The 19,583-nt window shown below is 70.9% G+C and carries 18 protein-coding genes; 9 read left to right on the top strand and 9 right to left on the bottom strand.

The features are described from left to right. Positions 1-33 precede the first annotated feature (33 nt). Together PKE85_RS14130 and PKE85_RS14125 are read right to left on the bottom strand one after the other, a co-directional pair. Positions 34-477, bottom strand: coding sequence for a PAS domain-containing protein (locus tag PKE85_RS14130; protein WP_271205406.1), 444 nt, complete (start codon positions 475-477; stop codon positions 34-36). A 523-nt stretch (positions 478-1,000) separates the two neighbouring features. Then, a complete protein-coding gene (locus tag PKE85_RS14125) occupies positions 1,001-2,890 on the bottom strand; it encodes a propionyl-CoA synthetase (RefSeq protein WP_271205405.1) in 1,890 nt (629 codons plus the stop codon). 501 nt (positions 2,891-3,391) lie between these two features. Here PKE85_RS14125 and cysD point away from each other — a divergent pair. From cysD to pgm, 4 genes are all read left to right on the top strand, one after another. Further along, positions 3,392-4,300, top strand: a complete 909-nt coding sequence (cysD, locus tag PKE85_RS14120; protein ID WP_271205404.1) for a sulfate adenylyltransferase subunit CysD — start codon at positions 3,392-3,394, stop codon at positions 4,298-4,300. Beyond that, complete coding sequence (gene cysN, locus PKE85_RS14115) at positions 4,300-6,192, top strand: sulfate adenylyltransferase subunit CysN (RefSeq protein WP_271205403.1); 1,893 nt, start codon at positions 4,300-4,302, stop codon at positions 6,190-6,192. The genes cysD and cysN overlap by 1 nt, the downstream gene beginning before the upstream one ends. A 175-nt stretch (positions 6,193-6,367) precedes the next feature. Then, the gene (locus PKE85_RS14110; protein WP_271205402.1) at positions 6,368-6,877 is read left to right on the top strand and encodes a retropepsin-like aspartic protease family protein; all 510 of its coding nucleotides are present in this window, start codon (positions 6,368-6,370) and stop codon (positions 6,875-6,877) included. A 99-nt stretch (positions 6,878-6,976) separates the two neighbouring features. Then, positions 6,977-8,626 (top strand): phosphoglucomutase (alpha-D-glucose-1,6-bisphosphate-dependent), encoded by a 1,650-nt coding sequence (gene pgm, locus PKE85_RS14105; protein ID WP_271205401.1) that lies wholly within the window; start codon positions 6,977-6,979, stop codon positions 8,624-8,626. Between the two features lie 150 nt (positions 8,627-8,776). On the opposite strand, the gene PKE85_RS14100 is transcribed toward pgm, so the two are convergent. After that, positions 8,777-8,941 carry a hypothetical protein gene (locus PKE85_RS14100; RefSeq protein WP_271205400.1) on the bottom strand — a complete coding sequence of 55 codons (165 nt, stop codon included), beginning with the start codon at positions 8,939-8,941 and terminating at the stop codon, positions 8,777-8,779. Between the two features lie 66 nt (positions 8,942-9,007). Here PKE85_RS14100 and PKE85_RS14095 point away from each other — a divergent pair, with 66 nt between their 5' ends. From PKE85_RS14095 to PKE85_RS14085, 3 genes are all read left to right on the top strand, one after another. Continuing rightward, positions 9,008-11,674 carry a GNAT family N-acetyltransferase gene (locus tag PKE85_RS14095; protein WP_271205399.1) on the top strand — a complete coding sequence of 889 codons (2,667 nt, stop codon included), beginning with the start codon at positions 9,008-9,010 and terminating at the stop codon, positions 11,672-11,674. Further along, positions 11,671-12,624, top strand: coding sequence for a cupin-like domain-containing protein (locus PKE85_RS14090; RefSeq protein ID WP_271205398.1), 954 nt, complete (start codon positions 11,671-11,673; stop codon positions 12,622-12,624). Before PKE85_RS14095 ends, PKE85_RS14090 begins: the two co-directional genes overlap by 4 nt. Before the next feature lie 81 nt (positions 12,625-12,705). Continuing rightward, a complete protein-coding gene (locus PKE85_RS14085) occupies positions 12,706-14,355 on the top strand; it encodes a cisplatin damage response ATP-dependent DNA ligase (RefSeq protein WP_271205397.1) in 1,650 nt (549 codons plus the stop codon). Between the two features lie 6 nt (positions 14,356-14,361). Here PKE85_RS14085 and PKE85_RS14080 read toward each other — a convergent pair whose 3' ends face one another. Further along, complete coding sequence (locus PKE85_RS14080) at positions 14,362-14,991, bottom strand: S24 family peptidase (RefSeq protein ID WP_271205396.1); 630 nt, start codon at positions 14,989-14,991, stop codon at positions 14,362-14,364. Between the two features lie 214 nt (positions 14,992-15,205). On the opposite strand from PKE85_RS14080, the gene PKE85_RS14075 reads away from it, so the two are divergent. Next, positions 15,206-15,571, top strand: a complete 366-nt coding sequence (locus PKE85_RS14075; protein WP_271205395.1) for a DUF952 domain-containing protein — start codon at positions 15,206-15,208, stop codon at positions 15,569-15,571. Next, positions 15,568-16,659: a quinone-dependent dihydroorotate dehydrogenase gene (locus tag PKE85_RS14070; RefSeq protein ID WP_271205394.1), complete on the top strand. Its 1,092-nt coding sequence runs from the start codon at positions 15,568-15,570 to the stop codon at positions 16,657-16,659. Before PKE85_RS14075 ends, PKE85_RS14070 begins: the two co-directional genes overlap by 4 nt. A gap of 4 nt (positions 16,660-16,663) precedes the next feature. Here the strand turns inward: PKE85_RS14070 and PKE85_RS14065 are convergent, their stop codons facing one another. From PKE85_RS14065 to PKE85_RS14045, 5 genes are all read right to left on the bottom strand, one after another. Continuing rightward, positions 16,664-17,080 (bottom strand): periplasmic heavy metal sensor, encoded by a 417-nt coding sequence (locus tag PKE85_RS14065; RefSeq protein ID WP_271205393.1) that lies wholly within the window; start codon positions 17,078-17,080, stop codon positions 16,664-16,666. Continuing rightward, positions 17,080-17,505: a hypothetical protein gene (locus PKE85_RS14060; protein WP_271205392.1), complete on the bottom strand. Its 426-nt coding sequence runs from the start codon at positions 17,503-17,505 to the stop codon at positions 17,080-17,082. Before PKE85_RS14060 ends, PKE85_RS14065 begins: the two co-directional genes overlap by 1 nt. Continuing rightward, positions 17,502-18,149, bottom strand: coding sequence for a sigma-70 family RNA polymerase sigma factor (locus PKE85_RS14055; protein WP_271205391.1), 648 nt, complete (start codon positions 18,147-18,149; stop codon positions 17,502-17,504). The genes PKE85_RS14060 and PKE85_RS14055 overlap by 4 nt, the downstream gene beginning before the upstream one ends. A 21-nt stretch (positions 18,150-18,170) precedes the next feature. After that, on the bottom strand, positions 18,171-18,782 hold the full coding sequence (locus PKE85_RS14050; protein ID WP_271205390.1) for an EF-hand domain-containing protein: 612 nt from the start codon (positions 18,780-18,782) through the stop codon (positions 18,171-18,173). An 86-nt stretch (positions 18,783-18,868) separates the two neighbouring features. Beyond that, positions 18,869-19,522: a uracil-DNA glycosylase family protein gene (locus tag PKE85_RS14045; RefSeq protein WP_271205389.1), complete on the bottom strand. Its 654-nt coding sequence runs from the start codon at positions 19,520-19,522 to the stop codon at positions 18,869-18,871. Between the last annotated feature and the right edge of the window lie 61 nt (positions 19,523-19,583).

Below are 19,583 nucleotides of genomic sequence, written 5' to 3'. Positions count from 1 at the left end.
GTTTGTTTTTTTGTGCGACGGAGACGTATGCGTTCAGCTCGCCGTTTCGCGGGCGACCTGAGATTCCAGCTCCGCCAACCGGCGGCGAAGCGCGATCTGTTCGTTCCAGTTCTCGGTCTCGTCCCGGATGACGGCGGAGACGCCGGCGACCTTGCGGGCTTCGTCGAACAGAAGCCCGACGGTGAACGAAATCGACAGCTTGCGGCCGTCCTTGTGCAGCGCGGGCACCTTCAGCACGTCCGCGCCGTAGCGGGTGACGCCCGTGCGCATGGTCTCGGCGTAGCCCGCCCAGTGCCGCGCCCGGTGACGCTCCGGCGTGATCAGGTCCAGCGACCGACCCAGCGCCTCGGCCGCGCTGAAGCCGAAGATGCGCTCCGCCGCGTGGTTCCACACGGTGATCGCGCCCTCCGGATCGGAGACCACGATGGCGTCGCCGGCGCTGGCGACGATCTGGGCGTAGTCGACGGGATGCGGCATGGATGGACGACTTCGGTGACGCGCCGGAAAGCGCGGACGACGTTCGGCGATCGGCGGTGAAGCGCGTGTCGCCTGCGGAACGAAGGTTCGTTGCTCCTCTCAAGGCTTCGCAGTGGACGTCGGCTCCGGCTGCGGAAGGCGGTGAAGCCCAAGCGCCGGAGGCTAGTGGCATTTGGTATGCCACATTCCGGCGCACGTCAAGACAGAACGTCGCAGGGGGCGCGACCATCCGTCTCTGGCCGCGCGGCCGTTCCGCCGCCGGAAAACCTGCCCTGAACCGGAAAACCAGACCGTCGACGCCGCGGCGTCCACCGGCTCGCGGGCACGGCCCGGCGCCAAAAAAAGAACCCGCCGCCGCGAGATGCGGCCGGCGGGTTTCAGGTGATGATCGAGGGGATCGATCTGCGGGGCACCCTAGCACCCGCTTATTTGCAGTGCACCATGCCAAAATAACGCACGCTGCCATGCCTTATTCGTGGGCACAAAATGGGGATGCCCGCTCGGCAGTCCGCGAAACGTGCGCTCACCGCCGGGCGGCGATGGCCTCGCCGATCTCGTCGAGGGCGGCGGGGTCCTCGATGGTGGCGGGCATGGTCCAGCTTTCGCCGTCGGCGATCTTCTGGATGGTGCCGCGCAGGATCTTGCCGGAGCGGGTCTTGGGCAGGCGCTTCACGGTCAGAGCCAGCTTGAACGCCGCCACCGGGCCGATGCGGTCCCGCACCAGCTGCACGATCTCGCGCTCGATCTCCGCCGTCGGGCGCTCAACGCCGCTCTTCAGCACCACGAAGCCGGTGGGCGACTGGCCTTTAAGCTTGTCGGCGACGCCGACCACGGCGCATTCGGCCACGTCCGGATGGCTCGCGATCACCTCCTCCATGCCGCCGGTGGAGAGCCGGTGGCCGGCGACGTTGATGATGTCGTCGGTGCGGGCCATGAAGAACACATAGCCGTCCTCGTCCATGTAGCCGGCGTCCGAGGTCTGGTAGTAGCCGGGGAAGCCCGAGAGGTAGCTCTCGCGGAAGCGCTCGTCGGCGTTCCACAGCGTGGGCAGGCAGCCGGGCGGCAGCGGCAGCCTGATGACGATGTTGCCGAGTTCGCCGGGCCCGGCCTCATGGCCCTCGTCGCTCAGCACCCGCACGTCGTAGCCGGGCATGGGCACGGTCGGCGAGCCGAGCTTCACCGGAAGCCGCTCGATCCCGATCGGGTTGGCCACGATCGGCCAGCCGGTCTCGGTCTGCCAGCAGTTGTCGATCACCGGCACGCCGAGCAGCTTCGCCGCCCATTCGATGCTGGGCGGGTCCGCCCGCTCGCCGGCGAGGAACAGCGCCCTCAGGCTGGAGAGGTCGTAATTCGCGGCCTCCCGGCCCTCCGGGTCCTCCTTGCGGATGGCGCGCAGCGCGGTCGGCGCGGTGAACAGCGTCACCACGCCATAATCCGCGATCACCCGCCAGAACGCGCCCGCGTCCGGCGTGCCCACCGGCTTGCCCTCGTAGAGCACGGTGGTCGCGCCGATGAGGAGCGGCGCATAGACGATGTAGGAGTGCCCCACCACCCAGCCGATGTCGGAGGCGCAGAAGAAGGCCTCGCCGGGCTTCACGCCGTAGACCGCGGTCATGGACCAGGCGAGAGCCGTGAGGTAGCCGCCGGTGTCGCGCACCACGCCCTTCGGCGTGCCGGTGGTGCCGGAGGTGTAGAGGATGTAGAGCGGATCTGTGGCGGCGACGGGCGCGCAGTCCGTGGTCCGGCCGTCCGCCGCGGCGCGCAGGGCCGCCCAGTCATGGTCGCGGCCGGGCGTCATCTCCGCTGCAAGCTCCGGCCGCTGCAGCAGGATGACCGCCTCGGGCTTGTGGGAGGAGGAGTCGATCGCCTGATCCAGCAGCGGCTTGTAGGCCACCTTGCGGGAGGGCTCCACGCCGCAGGAGGCGGCGAGCACCACCTTCGGTCGGGCGTCGTCGATGCGCTTGGCGAGTTCGTTGGCCGCAAAGCCGCCGAACACCACCGAATGGATCGCCCCGAGCCGCGCGCAGGCGTACATGCCCACCACCGCCTCCGGGATCATGGGCATGTAGATGACGACGCGGTCGCCCTTCGCCACGCCGAAATCCTGCAGCACGGCGGCGAAGGCGGAGACCTCGTCGCGCAGGGCCGCATAGCTGTAGCTGCGCTTCGATCCGGTGACCGGGCTGTCGTAGATCAGCGCCGTGCGGTCGCCGAGGCCCGCCGCCACATGCCGGTCGAGCGCGTTGTGGCAGGCGTTGACCACGCCGTCCGGGAACCAGCGGCCATAGGCGCCCTGCTCGGGATCGAAGGCGCGGGTGGGCGGCTCGAACCAGTCCACGGCCCTGGCGGCGTCGAGCCAGAAGGCCTCCCGGTCTTCGAGCGAGGCGGCGTGAAGATCGCGGTAGCGGGTCATGAGCGAGCGTCTCCCTCGACGGCTTTTCGGGGCGGCTTCTCGCGGCCGCTCCTGTTTCGCCACATGTAGCGCCGCTGAAGGCGCGCGTCACCGCTCGTGAAACCCCGGAGGCGCATCCTGAAAAAACAGAAGGGCCGCCCTCACGGACGGCCCTTCCCATCACCCAGCGCGGTCACTGAGACCGCGACCCCCTGAAATCAGGCGCGCAGTCCAGCCGAAGCAGGGATGCAGGTCGCGGCGCTCTCCGAGCGCTGATCATGATGATGAGACACTGGATCACCTCCTTTCGGTTCGTTGACGACGACTCAGAGTATGGGGCCGCCGCGCGGGCGCCGCAAGATGAGGCGCGCCCACGAAACGGGCTTTTCACGTCCGCCGGCTCTGAACCGGCGCCAGGCGCGCGCAGGCCGCCCTTGCGGCGGGACCGCAAAAGGTTTATCGCCTCCGGACTGTAACTCACGAGATATAACAATAGTATCTCGTTGAATATGGACGAACATCATGTCCAACGGTCTGTTGACCCATCTCCGCCGCCTTGAGGCGGAGTCGATCCAGATCATCCGCGAGGTCGCCTCCGAGTTCCGCAATCCGGTCATGCTCTATTCGATCGGCAAGGACTCCTCGGTGATGCTGCATCTGGCGATGAAGGCGTTCTATCCGGCCAAGCCGCCGTTCCCGCTGCTCCATGTGGACACCACCTGGAAGTTCCGGGAGATGATCCAGTTCCGCGACGAGACCGCGAAGCGGCTCGGCCTCGACCTGATCGTGCATGTGAACGAGGACGGCGTGCGCCGCGGCGTGTCGCCGGTGGCCTCAGGCTCCAGCGTCCACACCCAGGTGATGAAGACCGAGGGACTGCGGCAGGCGCTCGACAAATACGGTTTCGACGCGGCCTTCGGCGGCGCCCGGCGCGACGAGGAGAAGAGCCGCGCCAAGGAGCGCGTGTTCTCCTTCCGCACGGCGAACCACGGCTGGGATCCGCGCAACCAGCGCCCGGAGCTCTGGCGGCTCTACAACACCCGCGTGAAGGCCGGCGAGTCGATCCGCGTCTTCCCGCTGTCGAACTGGACCGAACTCGACGTGTGGCAGTACGTGGCGGCGGAGAACATCCCCGTGGTGCCGCTCTACTTCGCAAAGGACCGCCCGGTGCTGCGCCGCGACGGCGCGCTGATCATGCGCGACGACGAGCGGCTGCCGCTCCTTCCGGGCGAAGTCCCGGAGCTGCGCCGGGTGCGCTTCCGCACGCTCGGCTGCTACCCGCTGACCGGCGCCATCGACAGCGACGCCGAGACGCTGGACGACATCATCTCGGAGATGCTGGCCTCCACCACCTCCGAACGCCAGGGCCGCCTGATCGACAGCGACGAGGCCGGCTCCATGGAGAAGAAGAAACGCGAGGGGTACTTCTGATGCACGCGCCCCTGACCACAGCGGAACTGGCCGGCGCCGCCGCCGAGAAGACGCTGCTGCGCTTCCTCACCTGCGGCTCCGTGGACGACGGCAAGTCGACCCTGATCGGCCGCCTGCTCTACGACACCAAGCTGGTGTTCGACGACCAGCTCGCCGCGCTCGAGAAGGACAGCCGCAAGCACGGCACCACCGGCGAGGCCATCGACCTCGCCCTGCTGGTGGACGGGCTGGAGGCCGAGCGCGAGCAGGGCATCACCATCGACGTGGCCTACCGCTACTTCGCCACCGCGAAGCGCACCTTCATCGTGGCCGACACCCCCGGCCACGAGCAGTACACCCGCAACATGGCCACCGGCGCCTCCAACGCCGACCTCGCCGTCATCCTGATCGACGCCCGCAAGGGCGTGCTGACCCAGACCAAGCGCCACAGCTTCATCTGCTCGCTGCTCGGCATCCGCCACGTGGCGCTGGCGGTGAACAAGATCGATCTGGTGGACTACTCGGAAAGCCGTTTCCGGGAGATCGAGGCGGAGTACCGCGCCTTCGCCGCCCCGCTCGGCTTCGAGACCATCACGCCGATCCCGCTGTCCGCCCGCGACGGCGACAACGTCACCGCCCCCTCCCCCCGCCTCGCCTGGCACAAAGGCCCGACCCTGCTCGCCCATCTCGAAGAGATCGACGTGGAGACGGATCTGGAGGCGAAGCCGTTCCGCTTCCCCGTGCAGTGGGTGAACCGGCCGAACCTCGACTTCCGCGGCTTCGCCGGCACCATCGCCAGCGGCACGGTGCGCCCCGGCGACGAAGTGGTGGTGGCCGCCTCCGGCAAGACCAGCCGGGTGGCGCGCATCGTCACCATGGACGGGGATCTCGCCTCCGCCTCCGCCGGCGACAGCGTGACGCTGACGCTCGAGGACGAGGTGGACATCGCCCGCGGCGACCTGCTGGCGCGGCCCGCCGAGCGCCCGGAAGTCTCCAACCAGTTCGCCGCCCGGCTGATCTGGATGCAGGACGAGCGCCTGCTGCCCGGCCGCTCCTACCTGATCAAGCTCGCGACCCGCACCGTCCCGGCGACGGTGACCTCGCTCAAGCACAAGATCGACGTCAACACGCTGGAGAAGCTCGCCGCCCGGACGCTCGGCCTCAACGAGATCGCCGAGGTCAATGTGGAGACCGGCGCGCCCATCGCCTTCGACCCTTACGCGGACAACCGCGAGACCGGCGCCTTCATCGTCATCGACCGCGAGACCAACGCCACCGCCGGCGCCGGCATGGTGCAGCATGGGCTGCGCCGCGCCACCAACATCCACCGCCACGCCTCCGCCGTGGACCGGGCGGCGCGGGCGCGGCTGAAGAACCAGAAGCCGGCCATCGTGTGGTTCACGGGCCTGTCGGCGTCGGGCAAGTCCACCATCGCGAACCTCGTCGAGGCGAAGCTCGCGGCGCGGGGGCAGCACACCATGCTGCTCGACGGCGACAACGTGCGCTTCGGCCTGAACAAGGACCTCGGCTTCACCGACGCCGACCGGGTGGAGAACGTGCGCCGCATCGGCGAGGTGGCCAAGCTGTTCACAGACGCCGGCGTGATCGCGCTGTGCTCGTTCATCTCGCCGTTCGAATCCGAGCGCCGCATGGTGCGCGACCTGGTGGGCGCCGGCGAGTTCATCGAGGCGTTCGTGGACACGCCGCTCGAAACCTGCATCGCCCGCGACCCGAAGGGGCTCTACAAGCGGGCGCTCGCCGGCGAGATCCCGAACTTCACCGGCGTGTCCTCGCCCTACGAGGCGCCGCAGGCGGCGGAGCTGGTTCTTCCGACCACGGACGCCTCGGTGGACGAGCTCGCCGACCGGGTGATCGCGGAGCTGGAGAGGCGCGGGCTGATCGACGCCGTCTGACCCTGCCGGGGCCGGGGCCGCTCGCGCGCCGGCCCCGGCCTCCCTCCCGAACCATGGTGACGCGGCGTTCACCATGCCGCGCGACGGCGCACGGCGGAGCGCCGGGCCTTAACGCCGCCGTCACCCGACGGGCGCCATGCTGCGCGGCGAACGGGGCGCAGGAGGCGGGGCGAAGGTGCTGAAGACGCTTGTGGTCGTCGCCGCGGCCGTCATCGGCGCGGCTGCGCTCGCGCCGCAGCTGCTGCAGCGCGCGGTCGAGCGCGAGGCGCCGCCCGCCCTCGCGGCCAAGACGCTGAAGCCCTCCCCGGACGCCGGCCGCACGGTCACTCTTCTCGCAGGGCCGGACGGCCATTTCCGCACCGAGGCCATGATCGGCGGCCGGCGCGCGCCCATGCTGGTGGACACCGGCGCCACCGTGGTCGCGTTCTCCTACGAGACCGGCCGCGACCTGGGTCTGATCTCCGGCGGCGACCGCTTCGACCTCCCGGTCGCGACCGCCAACGGATCGGTCGGCGCGCGGCAGGTGACGGCGCCCGAAATCCGCATCGGCTCCATCAGCGTGACGAACGTCCCGGCCGTGGTGCTCGCCCCCGGCGCCATGGACGGCAACCTGCTCGGCATGAGCTTCCTCAGCCGGCTGAAGCGGATGGAATCCACCCGCGACCGGCTGGTGCTGGAGCGCTGACCGTCATCATACCGCAGCGCAATGGCTGACCGGCACGGATCGCGCGCTATACTCCGCGCGCCTCATTCCCGGCGATTGCGGGTTCAACCGGAGAGTTTCATGGCTGACGTGAGCGAGTTCGCAGGCAAGCTGGCCGATCCTTCGCGCCTGACGAACATTCCCCGGCTGCTGACCGAGTATTTCACCAGCCGCCCGGACATGTCGGTCCCGGCGCAGCGCGTCGCCTTCGGCACCTCGGGCCATCGCGGCACCGCCTTCGACTCCGTCTTCACCGAGACCCACATCCTCGCCATCGCGCAGGCGATCTGCCTCTACCGCGCCAAGGCGGGAATCGACGGACCGCTGTTTCTCGGCAAGGACACCCACGCGCTGTCGGAGGCCGCCTTCGCCACCGCGGTGGAGGTGTTCGCCGCCAACGGCGTCGAGCTGGTGATCGACGACAAGCTCGGCTACACGCCGACCCCGGTCATCAGCCACGCCATCCTCACCTACAACCGGGGCCGGACGGGCGGCTTCGCGGACGGCATCGCCATCACGCCGTCGCACAACCCCGCCGAGGACGGCGGCTTCAAGTACAACCCGCCGAACGGCGGCCCGGCGGACACCGACGTCACCGGCTGGATGGAGAAGACCGCCAACGCCCTGATCGAGGACGGCCTCAGGGACGTGAAACGGATCCCGCTGCAGCGGGCGATGAAGGCGCCGAACGTGCGCCGCTACGACTTCACCACGCCTTACGTGGCCGATCTCGAAAACGTGCTCGACCTGGAGGCGATCCGGTCGTCCGGCCTGCGCATCGGCGTCGATCCGCTCGGCGGCGCCGGCCTGCCCTACTGGGCGCCGATCGCCGAGCGCTACGGGCTCGACCTCACGGTGCTGAACACGGCGGTGGACCCCACCTTCCGCTTCATGACCGCGGACTGGGACGGCAAGCTGCGCATGGACTGCTCCTCGCCCTGGGCCATGGCGCCGCTGATCGGGCTGAAGGACCGGTTCGACATCGCCTTCGCCAACGACCCGGACGCCGACCGCCACGGCATCGTCACCCCCACCGCCGGGCTGATGAACCCGAACCACTACCTCACCGCCTCCATCGCCTATCTCTACAGGCACCGGCCGGGCTGGAAGGGGACGCCCGCCATCGGCAAGACCATCGTGTCGAGCTCCAGCGTGGACCGGGTGGCGGCGAAGCTCGGCCTCAGCGTCATGGAGGTGCCGGTCGGCTTCAAATGGTTCGTGGACGGGCTGATCGCGGGCGATCTCGGCTTCGTGGGCGAGGAGAGCGCCGGCGCGAGCTTCCTGCGCAAGACCGGCGAGGTCTGGACCACGGACAAGGACGGCGTCATCCCCGCGCTGCTCGCCGCCGAAATGACGGCGGTGACGGGCAAGGACCCCGGCGAACTCTACGCCGACCTGACCGCCGAGATCGGCGCGCCGATCTACGCCCGCGTGGACGCGGCGGCGACGCCCGAGCAGAAGGCGGTGCTGAAGAAGCTTTCCGCCGACCAGATCCCCGGCGACACGCTGGCCGGCGAGCCGATCCTTGACCGGCTGACCCACGCCCCCGGCAACGGCGCAGCCTTCGGCGGCGTCAAGGTGACCACCGAGAACGGCTGGTTCGCCGCCCGGCCGTCCGGCACGGAGAACGTCTACAAGATCTATGCCGAGAGCTTCATCGACGAGGCCCACCTGCAGCGCATCCAGGCGGAGGCGAAGGAGATCGTCTCGGCGGCTCTGGGCGCGGGCTGAACCGGCGTCTTTCGTCGAGCGGGCGGAACCAGGTCCTATTCCCCATCGTTTCCATGCTGAACGACAACGATTGGGAGGCGATCTCGATGCTTAAGGGCGGACTGTTGTGGCTGATCGGCATTCCGATCCCGATCATCCTGATCCTCTGGCTCACCGGCTTCCTGAGCTGACCGTAGTCGCCGCCGTACAGCCGGCGGCGATGGGAAGCGGATCAAAGCGCGCGGCGTTGGAGCGTTCGGCTCCGGCGCCGCGCGCTTCGCGTTTGCGCGGCGCGACGAACGACGTCGAAATGCTGTGATCGACGCCATTCTTCATTTACGATCTTCCCGAACCCATCTTTAAAGGCGCGCAGGTTACATCCCCGATCCGACAGGATGGGACATGACCAAGATGCCGACTGACGCCAGCGCGCCTTTTGATCAGGCGTCGTCCGCCCGGCCCCAGGCCGCGGGGTCGGCGGCGGCGCACGTCTCGGCCCGGCTGAAAAAGCTGCTGGCCGACCGCTCCGACACCGCCGTGGCCCAGAAGGTGGCCGGCGGCGCGTTCCTGTTCCGGGTCGGCAACGCCGGCATCGCCTTCGCGTCGCAGATCCTGCTGGCGCGCTGGATGGGCGAGAACGAGTACGGCGTCTACGTCTATGTCTGGACCTGGGTGCTGCTGCTCGGCGGCGTCACCAGCCTCGGCCTCGCCTCCTCGCCCCAGCGCTTCATTCCCGAATACGCCGACGCCGGCCGCCTGGCGCTGCTGCGCGGCTTCCTGCTCGGCAGCCGGCTGCTGTCGATCCTGTTCGCGACCACGGTCACCGCCATCGGGCTGCTGGGCCTGTGGCTGTTCGGCGACCATCTCGCCAACTGGGCGGTGGTGCCGCTCTATCTGGCGCTGATCTGCGTGCCCATGTACGTGCTGACCGACGTGCAGGACGGCATCGCGCGCTCCTACAACTGGATCGACGTGGCGCTGGCCCCCGCCTATCTGGTGCGGCCGCTGCTGATCCTGCTGCTGCTCGGAATCCTGAGCTACGCCCACTACGAGGCGACGGCCGTCACCGCCATGGCGGCCACCATCATCGCCACCTGGCTCACCGCCATCGCCCAGCTCGTGATGCTGGAGCGCCGGCTCGCCCGCAAGGCGCCCGCCGGCCCCCGCGCCTACGACATGTCCGGCTGGATGAAGGTGTCGCTGCCGATCTTCATGGTGGAGGGCTTCTACCTGCTGCTGGCCTACACCGACGTGCTGGTGCTGTCGGTGTTCGTGGAGCCGCACCATGTGGGCGTCTACTACGCGGCGGTGAAGGTGATGTCGCTGGTCGCCTTCGTGTCGTTCTCGGTCTCGGCGGCGGTGGCGCACCGCTTCACGGAATATTCCGTCACCGGCGACCGCGAACGGCTGGAGAAGATGGTGCGCGACGCCGCGCGCTGGACCTTCTGGCCCTCGCTGTTCGGCTGCGCGGCGCTGCTCGCGCTCGGCTGGCCGATCCTGTGGCTGTTCGGCGCGGCCTTCACCGAGGGCTATCCGCTGCTGTTCGTGATCGCGATCGGCCTGCTCGCCCGCGCCACCGTCGGCCCGCTGGAGCGCCTGCTGAACATGCTCGGCCAGCAGAACATCTGCGCGGCGGTCTATGGCGGCGCTTTCCTTCTGAATCTCTGCCTCGCCTTCGCGCTGATCCCGCACTTCGGCGTCATGGGCGCCGCCATGGCGACCTCCGCCACGCTGACGATCGAATCCGTCATCCTGTTCATCGTCACCCGCCGCCGGCTCGGCCTCGGCGCGCTGCCCTGGGGCCGCGGTCCCGGCGGCGCGCCCCGGCCGGAGCATCTGACCAGCGACGCCGTGACCGACGCGGTGGCGCTGCCCTTCGGGGCCGGCCTCGGCGGCGCCGGCGCCCTACCCGCGGCCGACGACGACGCGCCGCTGGTGGAGCTGCTCGACGCCGACGGCATGGAGGCGCGGCTGCCTGAATGGCGCGCGCTGGTGGCGCGGTCGCTGGAGCCGAACCCGTTCTGCGAGCCGGACTTCGCGCTCGCCGCCATGCGCCGCTGCGGGCCCCTGTCCAAGACCCGCTTCGTCGCCGCCTGGGCTGCGGACGAACATGGCGACCACCGTCTGGTGGCGCTCGCCGCCGTGGAGCCCCGGCTCGCGCCGGCGCCCTTCACGCTGTGGAGCTCGACCCACTGGGGCTTCTTCGGCGCGCTCGGGCTGCCGCTGCTGGACCGCGACCGCCCGGTCGAGGCGGCGGACGCCCTGTTCCGGGGCCTCGCGGCCTCCGGCCATCGCCTGTTCCAGTTCCGCTTCCTGCCGGAGGGGGGCCCCACCGCCGCCGCCCTCCGCTCGACGCTCGCGACCTCGGGACGCGCCATGGCGCGCGTCGACCACCACGCCCGGGCGCTGCTGGAGACGGAGCTGACCGCCGAGGCCTATCTCACCCAGTCGCTGTCGGCGAAGAAGCTGAAGGAGCTGCGCCGCCAGTTCCGCCGCCTGTCCGACGAGGCCCCGGCGAGCTACGTCGAAAGCCGCGGCGCGGACGCCGCCGACGCCTTCGACCGCTTCGTGGAGCTGGAGGCCTCCGGCTGGAAGGGCGAGCGCCGCAGCGCGCTGCGCGACAACCCGGAGCAGCTCGCCTTCGTGCGGGAGATGCTGCTGGCGCGGGCCCTGACCGGCGGCGCGCGGGTGCTGGAGCTGCGCGTCGGCGAGCGGACCATCGCCTGCGGCCTGATCCTGATCAGCGGCGGCCGCGCCTGGTTCTACAAGGTGGCCTATGACGAGGGCTTCGCCCGCTGCTCCCCCGGCGTTCAGCTCACCCTCGAGCTGACCCGACGCATGATCGAGGACCCGGAGATCCGCTCCGTGGACAGCACCTCGGTCGCCAACCATCCCATGATCGACCACATCTGGCGCGAGCGTCTCGTCGTCGCCGACTGGGTGGTCGCCACACGGCCGGGCCCCGCGACGATCCATCTCGCCGCGGCCGTGCGCGCCGAACGTCTCCGCGACCAGGCCCATGTCGCGCTCCGCAAGCTGTACCACCGCGTGAAGGGAACCTCACGATGACCGCTACGCTTCGCGCCTCCGCGACCGACATCGCCACGCGCTATCCTCTCCGCCACTTCCCCATCGAGCACGACCTCGCCGGCCACCCGCTGCTGCAGCTTCCGCGCCTGATCGAGCTGACGAAGCAGCTCGAGAAGGACCGGATCGAATACAATTCCGGCAAGCTGCAGCCGAACCAGAAGCCCGAGACCACGCCGCTGGTCGACCTGCCGCCGGAAGAGGTGGTGGCCAAGATCGAGTCCGCCGGGGCCTGGATCGTGCTGAAGCGCGTGGAGAGCGTGCCGGAGTACAAGGCCATGCTGGAGCAGGCGCTGGGCTCGATCGCCAGGCAGTTCGGCTTCGACAGCCTCGACAGCGCCAACTTCAGGGACATCGAAGGCTACATCTTCGTGTCCTCGGCCAATTCCGTGACGCCGTTCCACTGCGACAACGAAGACAATTTCTTCGTGCAGCTGCGCGGGCCGAAGTTCTTCCACCTGTTCGACAACGAGGACCGGTCGCTGGTGTCCGAGGAGGCGCTGGAGAGCGCGCCCTCCAAGCACCGCAACCTGCCCTACGAGCCCCGTTTCGAGGAGCGCGCCACCGTCTACGACCTGAAGCCGGGACAGGGTGTGTTCGTGCCCTATCAGGTCCCCCACTGGGTCCGCACCGGCGACGACTACTCCATCTCCATGGCCATCACCTGGCGCTCCAAGGCGGTGGTGCGGCAGAACAAGCTGATCTTCATGAACGCCTGGCTGCGGGAGAAGGGCTTCCCCCAGGCCGCGCCCGGCCGGAAGCCGGCGCTCGACGGGCTGAAGGTGGCCGCCTACACCGCCATGCGCTCGGCGCTGGAGCCTCTGCGCCGCAGCGAGCGCATGCGCCGCCTGCTGCGCTCGGTCGTGTTCGGCAAGAAGGCCAACTACTACTACGAGGCCCAGAAGGCGGCCGAGCAGAAGAAGGCGGCCTGAGGCGGCCCTTCCGCCGGGGGCCCTGCGCCCCATGTTGAAGCCTGCGGCGCGTCGATCGCCCCGCAGGCTTCAAGGGCCCGCATGAACCGCTTCGCCTTCCTGCTCGACCGCCTGTCCTACGAGCCGCGCCGCAACGCCAAGCTGCGGCTGATGACGGAGTATTTCCGCGCCGCGCCGGACCCCGAGCGCGGCTACGCGCTGGCGGCGCTGACCGGGGCGCTGACCTTCCGCCACGCCAAGGCCGGGCTGATCCGCGGCCTGATCGCCGAGCGCGCCGACCCGGTGCTGTTCGGCCTGTCCTACGACTATGTGGGCGATCTGGCCGAGACCGTCGCCCTGATGTGGCCCGGCGACCAGCGCGCCAACCGGACGCCGCCGCTGTCGGAGATCGTCGAGGGGCTGGCGGGCGCCGCCAAGCTCGACCTGCCCAAGCGGCTGGCGCTGTGGCTCGACGCGCTGGACGAGACCGGCCGCTGGGCCCTGCTCAAGCTCATCACCGGCTCGCTGCGCATCGGCGCCTCCGCCCGGCTCGCCAAGACCGCGGTGGCGGCGCTGGGCGACCATGCGACGCCGGACGACGTGGAGCAGGTCTGGCCCGGCCTCGCGCCGCCCTATGAGGCGCTGTTCGCCTGGGCGGAAGGAACCGGCCCCCGCCCCGCCGCCACCGACCCGGCGCCGTTCCGCCCGCCCATGCTGGCCCACCCGCTGGAGGACGCCGATTTCCGCGCCTTCGATCCCGCCGCGTTCGTCGCCGAATGGAAATGGGACGGCATCCGGGTGCAGGCCTCCGCCGGCCGCGACGGCGACGGCCGCCACGTGGCGCGGCTGTGGAGCCGCTCGGGCGAGGACGTCTCCGCCGCCTTCCCCGACCTGATCGAGGCGCTGACCTTCGACGGCGCGGTGGACGGGGAGCTGCTGATCCTGCGCGACGGCCGGGTGCAGAGCTTCAACGTGCTGCAGCAGCGGCTGAACCGCAAAAGCGTCACTCCGAAGCTCACCGCCGAGTTCCCGGCCCACATCCGCGTCTACGACCTGCTGGCGGAGAACGGCGAGGACCTGCGCGAGCTGCCCTTCGCGGAGCGTCGCCGCAGGCTGGAGGCGTTCGTGGTCCGCCAGGCCAGCCCGCGCATGGACCTGTCGCCGCTGGTCGCCTTCGGGGACTGGGACGGGCTCGCCGCGGCGCGGCTCGACCCGGCCGCCGCCGGCGCCGGCGCGGACGCCGCCGCGGTGGAGGGCCTGATGGTGAAGCGGCGCGACAGCCCTTACGTGGTCGGTCGCCCCAAGGGCCTGTGGTTCAAGTGGAAGCACGACCCCATGACCGTGGACGCGGTGCTGATGTACGCCCAGCGCGGCCACGGCAAGCGCTCGTCGTTCTATTCGGACTACACCTTCGGAGTCTGGACCGAGGACGCGGAGGGGCCGCGGCTCACCCCCGTCGGCAAGGCCTATTTCGGCTTCACCGACGAGGAGTTGGCCCAGCTCGACCGCTTCGTGCGCAAGAACACCGTCAACCGCTTCGGCCCGGTGCGCGAGGTGGCGCACACGGAGACCGTCGGCCTCGTGCTGGAGATCGCCTTCGAGGGCATCGCCCGTTCGGCCCGGCACAAGTCCGGCGTCGCCATGCGGTTTCCGCGCGTGGCCCGCATCCGCTGGGACAAGCCGCCGGGCGAGGCCGACCGGCTGGAGGCGCTGGAGAGGCTGATCGCCGAGCGCGAAGCGGCGGCGGGATGAGCGCCGCTACTGGCTGGCCCAGACGATGCGCGCCATCCACGCCACATGGGCGGTGGGAATGGAGCGGTCGGGGTGCGCCGGGTTGAGCGAGCGCAGCTCCACATGCTTGGCGGTGCTGCGGGCGAGCTCCTTGGCCAGCACCTCGCCCTCGGTGGTGCGCACCACCACCCGGTCGCCGCGCCGCACGGCGGCCCCCGGCGTCACCAGCACCACGTCGCCGTCGCGGAACACCGGCTCCATGCTGTCGCCCTGGATTTCCAGCGCGTAGACGCTTTCGCCGTCCACGTCCGGAAACTCGATCTCGTCCCAGCCCTGCCCCGTGGGCAGGCCGGCGTCGTCGAAATAGCCGCCCTCGCCGGCCTGCGCGAGGCCGATCAGCGGAATGTGCTTCTGGCGGCGGGGAGCGCCGTCGGTCAGGATGGTCATGAAGCTGTCGAGGTCGGTCGCGGTGGCGTCCAGCGCCTTGGCGAGCGACTCCGTCGAGGGCCAGCGGGGCCGTCCGTCCGCCGCCACGCGCTTGGAGCGGTTGAACGTCGTCGGGTCGAGCCCCGCCTTGCGCGCGAGCCCGGACGCCGACAGGCCGTTCCTGGCCGCCAGCGCATCGATCGCGGACCAGATCTGTCCGTGGCCGAGCATCCCATGTCTCCCGCTATCCGGAGGGCGAGGAAAGCGCCCAATTAGGAATTAGTACCTCATGGCGGTTTTGTCCATGGGCTTGAGGCCGTCAGCTCGCCGGCTCTTGCCCCGGACGCTCCGGACACGTAAGCCGGCTTGCGGGCCACATGCCAGAAACGCGGCGATTAGGCATGCGTTCCGCGCAACGCCGCTCGACGAACGGACGAAGGATCGGATGGGCTCGACGCTGATCTACAAGATCGTGGATGCGGACGCCTGGTCGGAGGCCGAGCGCGCCGGCCGCTTCGATGGCGCGCCGGTGGACCTGAGCGACGGCTACATCCACTTCTCCACCGCCCCCCAGGCGGCGGAGACCGCCGCGAAGCATTTCGCCGGACGGACGAACCTGCTGCTGGTCGCGATCGAGGCGGGGGCGCTGGGCGAGGCGCTGCGCTGGGAGCCCTCCCGCGGAGGCGCGCTGTTCCCGCACCTCTACGCCCCGCTTCCGCTGACCGCCGTGCGCTGGACCGCGCCGCTGCCGCTCGGGCCGGACGGCGCGCATGTCTTCCCCTCAGACTTTTCCGCCGGAGACGCCCCGTGATCCAGCCGTTCTGGCCGCTGATCCGCGGCGCGCTCTCCGTTCTTGACGCCGAGACCGCCCATCTCGCCACCCTGAAGGCGCTGGAGATGGCGCCGCCGCCGCGCGCGCCTGCGCCCGACCCGCGCCTCGCCACCCGCGCCTTCGGGCTCGACTTTCCGAACCCCGTCGGCCTCGCCGCCGGCTTCGACAAGGACGCCCGCGTGCCGGACGCCATGCTCGGCCTCGGCTTCGGCTTCGTGGAGATCGGTTCGGTCACGCCGCGCCCCCAGGCGGGCAATCCCCGCCCCCGGGTGTTCCGGCTGCCCGAGAACCGCGGCGTCATCAACCGCATGGGCTTCAACAACGACGGCCACGCCGCCGCGCTCGAGCGGCTGACGCGCCGCGCGGGACGGCCGGGGCTGGTGGCCGTGAACGTGGGCGCCAACAAGGACGCCGCCGACCGCGCGGCGGACTACGCCCAAGGCATCTCGACCTTCGCGGCCCACGCCGCCTTCTTCGTCATCAACGTGTCCTCGCCCAACACGCCGGGCCTGCGCGACCTGCAGGCCAAGGCGGCGCTGGACGACCTCGCCGCCCGCGCGCTCGACGCCCGCGACGCCGCCACGGCGGGCGGCATGCCGCGCCGCCCGGTGCTGCTGAAGATCGCGCCCGATCTCGACCTCGCCGGCCTCGACGACGTGGTCGCGGTGGCGGAGGCCCGCGGGCTCGACGGGCTGGTGGTCTCCAACACCACGCTCGCCCGCCCGCCGCATCTGAAGGGCGCGGCCAGAGCCGAGAGCGGCGGCCTCAGCGGCGCGCCGCTGTTCCGCCGCGCCACCTGGATGCTGGCGGAGACGCGGCTGCGGGTCGGCGACCGGCTGCCGCTGGTGGGCGTCGGCGGGATCGCCTCGGGCGAGGACGCGGTGGCGAAGATCCGGGCCGGCGCCACGCTGGTGGAGCTTTACAGCGCGCTCGCCTTCGAGGGGCCGGGTCTGCTGACCCGCATCCTGTCGGCGCTGTCGGCGGCGGCCGCCGCGGAAGGCGGCTCGCTCGCGCCGCTGAAAGGCCGGGACGCTGAAGCCATCGCGGCCGCGGGGCCCGGCGTCTGACCGTTCAGTCCCGGTCGTTCTTGATCACCTTGGCCCGCTCCTCCGCCGGCACGTCGGGCATGGCGTCCGCGATCGCGCCGTGCAGCACGCTCTGGAACGCGTCGGCCTTGGCGCGGGCGACGCGGAACGCCTCCGCCACCACGGCGGGATCCACCGGATCGGCGGCCATGGCGGCGCGGGACGCCTTGCGGGCGCCCTGCATCTCGGCCAGCGCCGCGCCGAGCTCGGCCCGCCGCTGCTCGAGCCGGCCGCGGATGGCGTCGCCCACCGCGTCCGGGTAGCGCCCGGCGACGAAGGCGATGGCCCCGTCCACGGTGCGGCCGGGCCTCGGCCGGTCATGGGCCATCAGGAACCCCGCGCCGACCAGATTGACCGTCACCGACAGGGCGAGCGCCGCATAGAGCCAGCGGGGCCGCGCCATCACAGCCCCCCGTCGATCAGCGAGACTTCGAAGGCGGCGCTGAAGTCGGGCGTCGCGGCGTCCACCGGGCCGACCACGGCGCCGAGCCACAGTCCGACCGCCACCGCCGCCGCGCCGAAGCCGGCGCCGGCGAGGCCGAACCGGCCGGGGCTGTCCGCGAGCCAGCGCTCCCGCGCCCGGCGGCGGTCGTCGAGCGCGGCGTTGAGCCGGAGGGCGAGGCCGGGCGCCGGGGCGGCCTCCGCCGCCTGCGCCACCGCGTCGTCCAGCCGCCGCGCGGCCGCGAACCGCGCCCGCGCCTCAGCCGACGCCTCAAGCAGCCGCTCCGCGGCCTGGGCCTCCGCCGCCGGCCAGCGGGAGAGATCCGCGCCGCGGGCGTGAAGCGCCGCATCGAAGGCCTCGCATGTCATCGCGTCACGGGTCGTCATCTCGCGCTCTCCTCGCGCGCCGCCTGCCGGGCGCGCAGCGTGCGCCGGGCCCGGACGAGCATGGATTCCACCGCCTTCTCGCTGGCGCCCAGCGTGGCGGCGATCTCGGCGTTGGACCGCTCGCCGTCCGCCGCCAGCAGCAGCGCGGCGCGCTGGCGGGCGGGCAGCGCCAGAATGTCGGCGCGCACCGCGGCGATCTCCCCCCTGGCCTCCGCCTCCCGCGCCGGACCGGGATCGTCGGCGGGCGGATCGAAAAGGTCGGCGAAGGGCAGGAACCGGCGGATGCGCTTGCGCCGGTCGTGGTCGACGCAAAGATTCACCACCACCCGGTGCAGCCAGGTGGAGAACCGCGCGCCGCCCGGCGCCCAGCGGTCGGCGGACCGCCACACCCGCCAGAACGCCTCCTGCACGATGTCCTCCGCCTCGGCCGCCGAGCCGGTGAAGCGGTGCGCCACCGCCTGGGCGCGGGGCCCATGGCGGGCCACGAGCCGGGCGAAGGCGCGCTGGTCGCCTCCGCCCGCCCGCGCCATCAGGGCGTCGTCGTCAGGCTCCATGTCCGGGGCCGGCCGCAGATCCACCACGGACGCGAGGCCCGGCGCCGCGGCGGCGGCGCGGGGCGGCCGCGCGGACGCGAGCGCCGTCATGTCCGCGCCCCCGCCGCCGGATCAGTTGGCGTCCTCGTCCGCGCCGTCATCCGCGCCGTCGTCGGCGTGCTTGTGGTCGCCGCCCTTCTTGTCGTGGGCGTGGTCGTGGTCGCCATGGTCGTCATGCTTGCCGCCTTTGGCGCCGCGCTCCTTCATCTTGGCGACGAACGCCGCCATCTCGTCCTTGGACACCTTGCCGTCCTTGTCCGCGTCGGCGCGGTCGAACCAGGGCGCGGAGCGGGCCATGAACTCCTCGCGGGTGATCTTGCCGTCCTTGTCCTTGTCCATGCGGTCGAACATCTTCACCGCCCGGTCGCCGCCCTTGCCCTTGCGGCCCTTCTCCTCGGCGCGCTTTTTCATGGCCTCGGCGTGGGCCTCGATCTCGGCCTTGTCGATCGCGCCGTCCTTGTTGGCGTCGATGCGATCGAACATCTTGGCGCGCACGGCCTGCGCCTCCTCGCGGCTCAGTGCGCCGTCCTTGTCGGCGTCGAGCCTTTCGAAACGCTTGGTCAGCATCTCGGCGCGCTTTTCGATCCGCTGCTCGCGGGTCATGTCGTCTTTGGGCGCCGCTACGGCTGCGAGCGGAGCCAGGGCGACGGTCGCGGCGAGCGCGGCGGCGACGATGGACTTCATGTGTGCTCTCCTTGGTTGCGCGTCTTGAAGCGCGCCCCTCTCAAGCGTTGTCACGCAGGATAACGTTCCGCCCTGCGCGGGCGCGATCACGAATCCAGCATCTCGCGCGTCAGGGCGCGAAGCGCAGGCTCCAGCTCGGCCTCGAACCACGGATTGCGCCTGAGCCAGGCGTTGTTGCGCCACGACGGATGCGGCAGCGGCAGCACGCGCGGACGGACCGGACGATCCAGAATCCGCCGCCAGTCCGCCACCGCCTCCGTGAGCGACGCGCCGGCGTCCGGGCCAAGATGCCAGAGCTGCGCCGGCCGGCCGATGGCGAGCAGCATCTCCACCTTCGGCAGCGCCTCGAACAGCCTCGCCCGCCAGGCCGGCGCGCATTCCCGTCTCGGAGGCAGGTCCGCGCCGCGGGCGTCCTGCCCGGGAAAGCAGAAACCCATGGGCAGCACGGCGACGCGCGTCTCGTCGTAGAACTCGTCGTCGGTCACGCCCATCCAGCGCCGGAGCCGCACGCCGGACGGATCGCTGAACGGCACGCCGCTCGCATGAACCCGCGTTCCCGGCGCCTGGCCGCAGACCGCAAGCCGCGCCGAAACCGACGCCCGCGCCACCGGCCGGGGCTCGTGCGGCAGCGGGCGCCGGAGCGGCCGGTCGCGGCAGATGCGGCAGGCGCGGATCTCCGCCAGCAGCGTCGCGAGGCGCTCCGCGTCCGAAGCGGCGCAATCGAGCGGTCCCGTCAGCACCGTCTTAAGCCTTTCCGTCCCATGGTCGCCGCTGGTGAAGACGCCGTGCGGGGCGGGTGAC

The organism is Methylopila jiangsuensis, assembly GCF_027922305.1.
GTDB classification, from domain to species: domain Bacteria; phylum Pseudomonadota; class Alphaproteobacteria; order Rhizobiales; family Methylopilaceae; genus Methylopila; species Methylopila jiangsuensis.
This window is presented reverse-complemented; position numbering and strand designations above follow the sequence as displayed.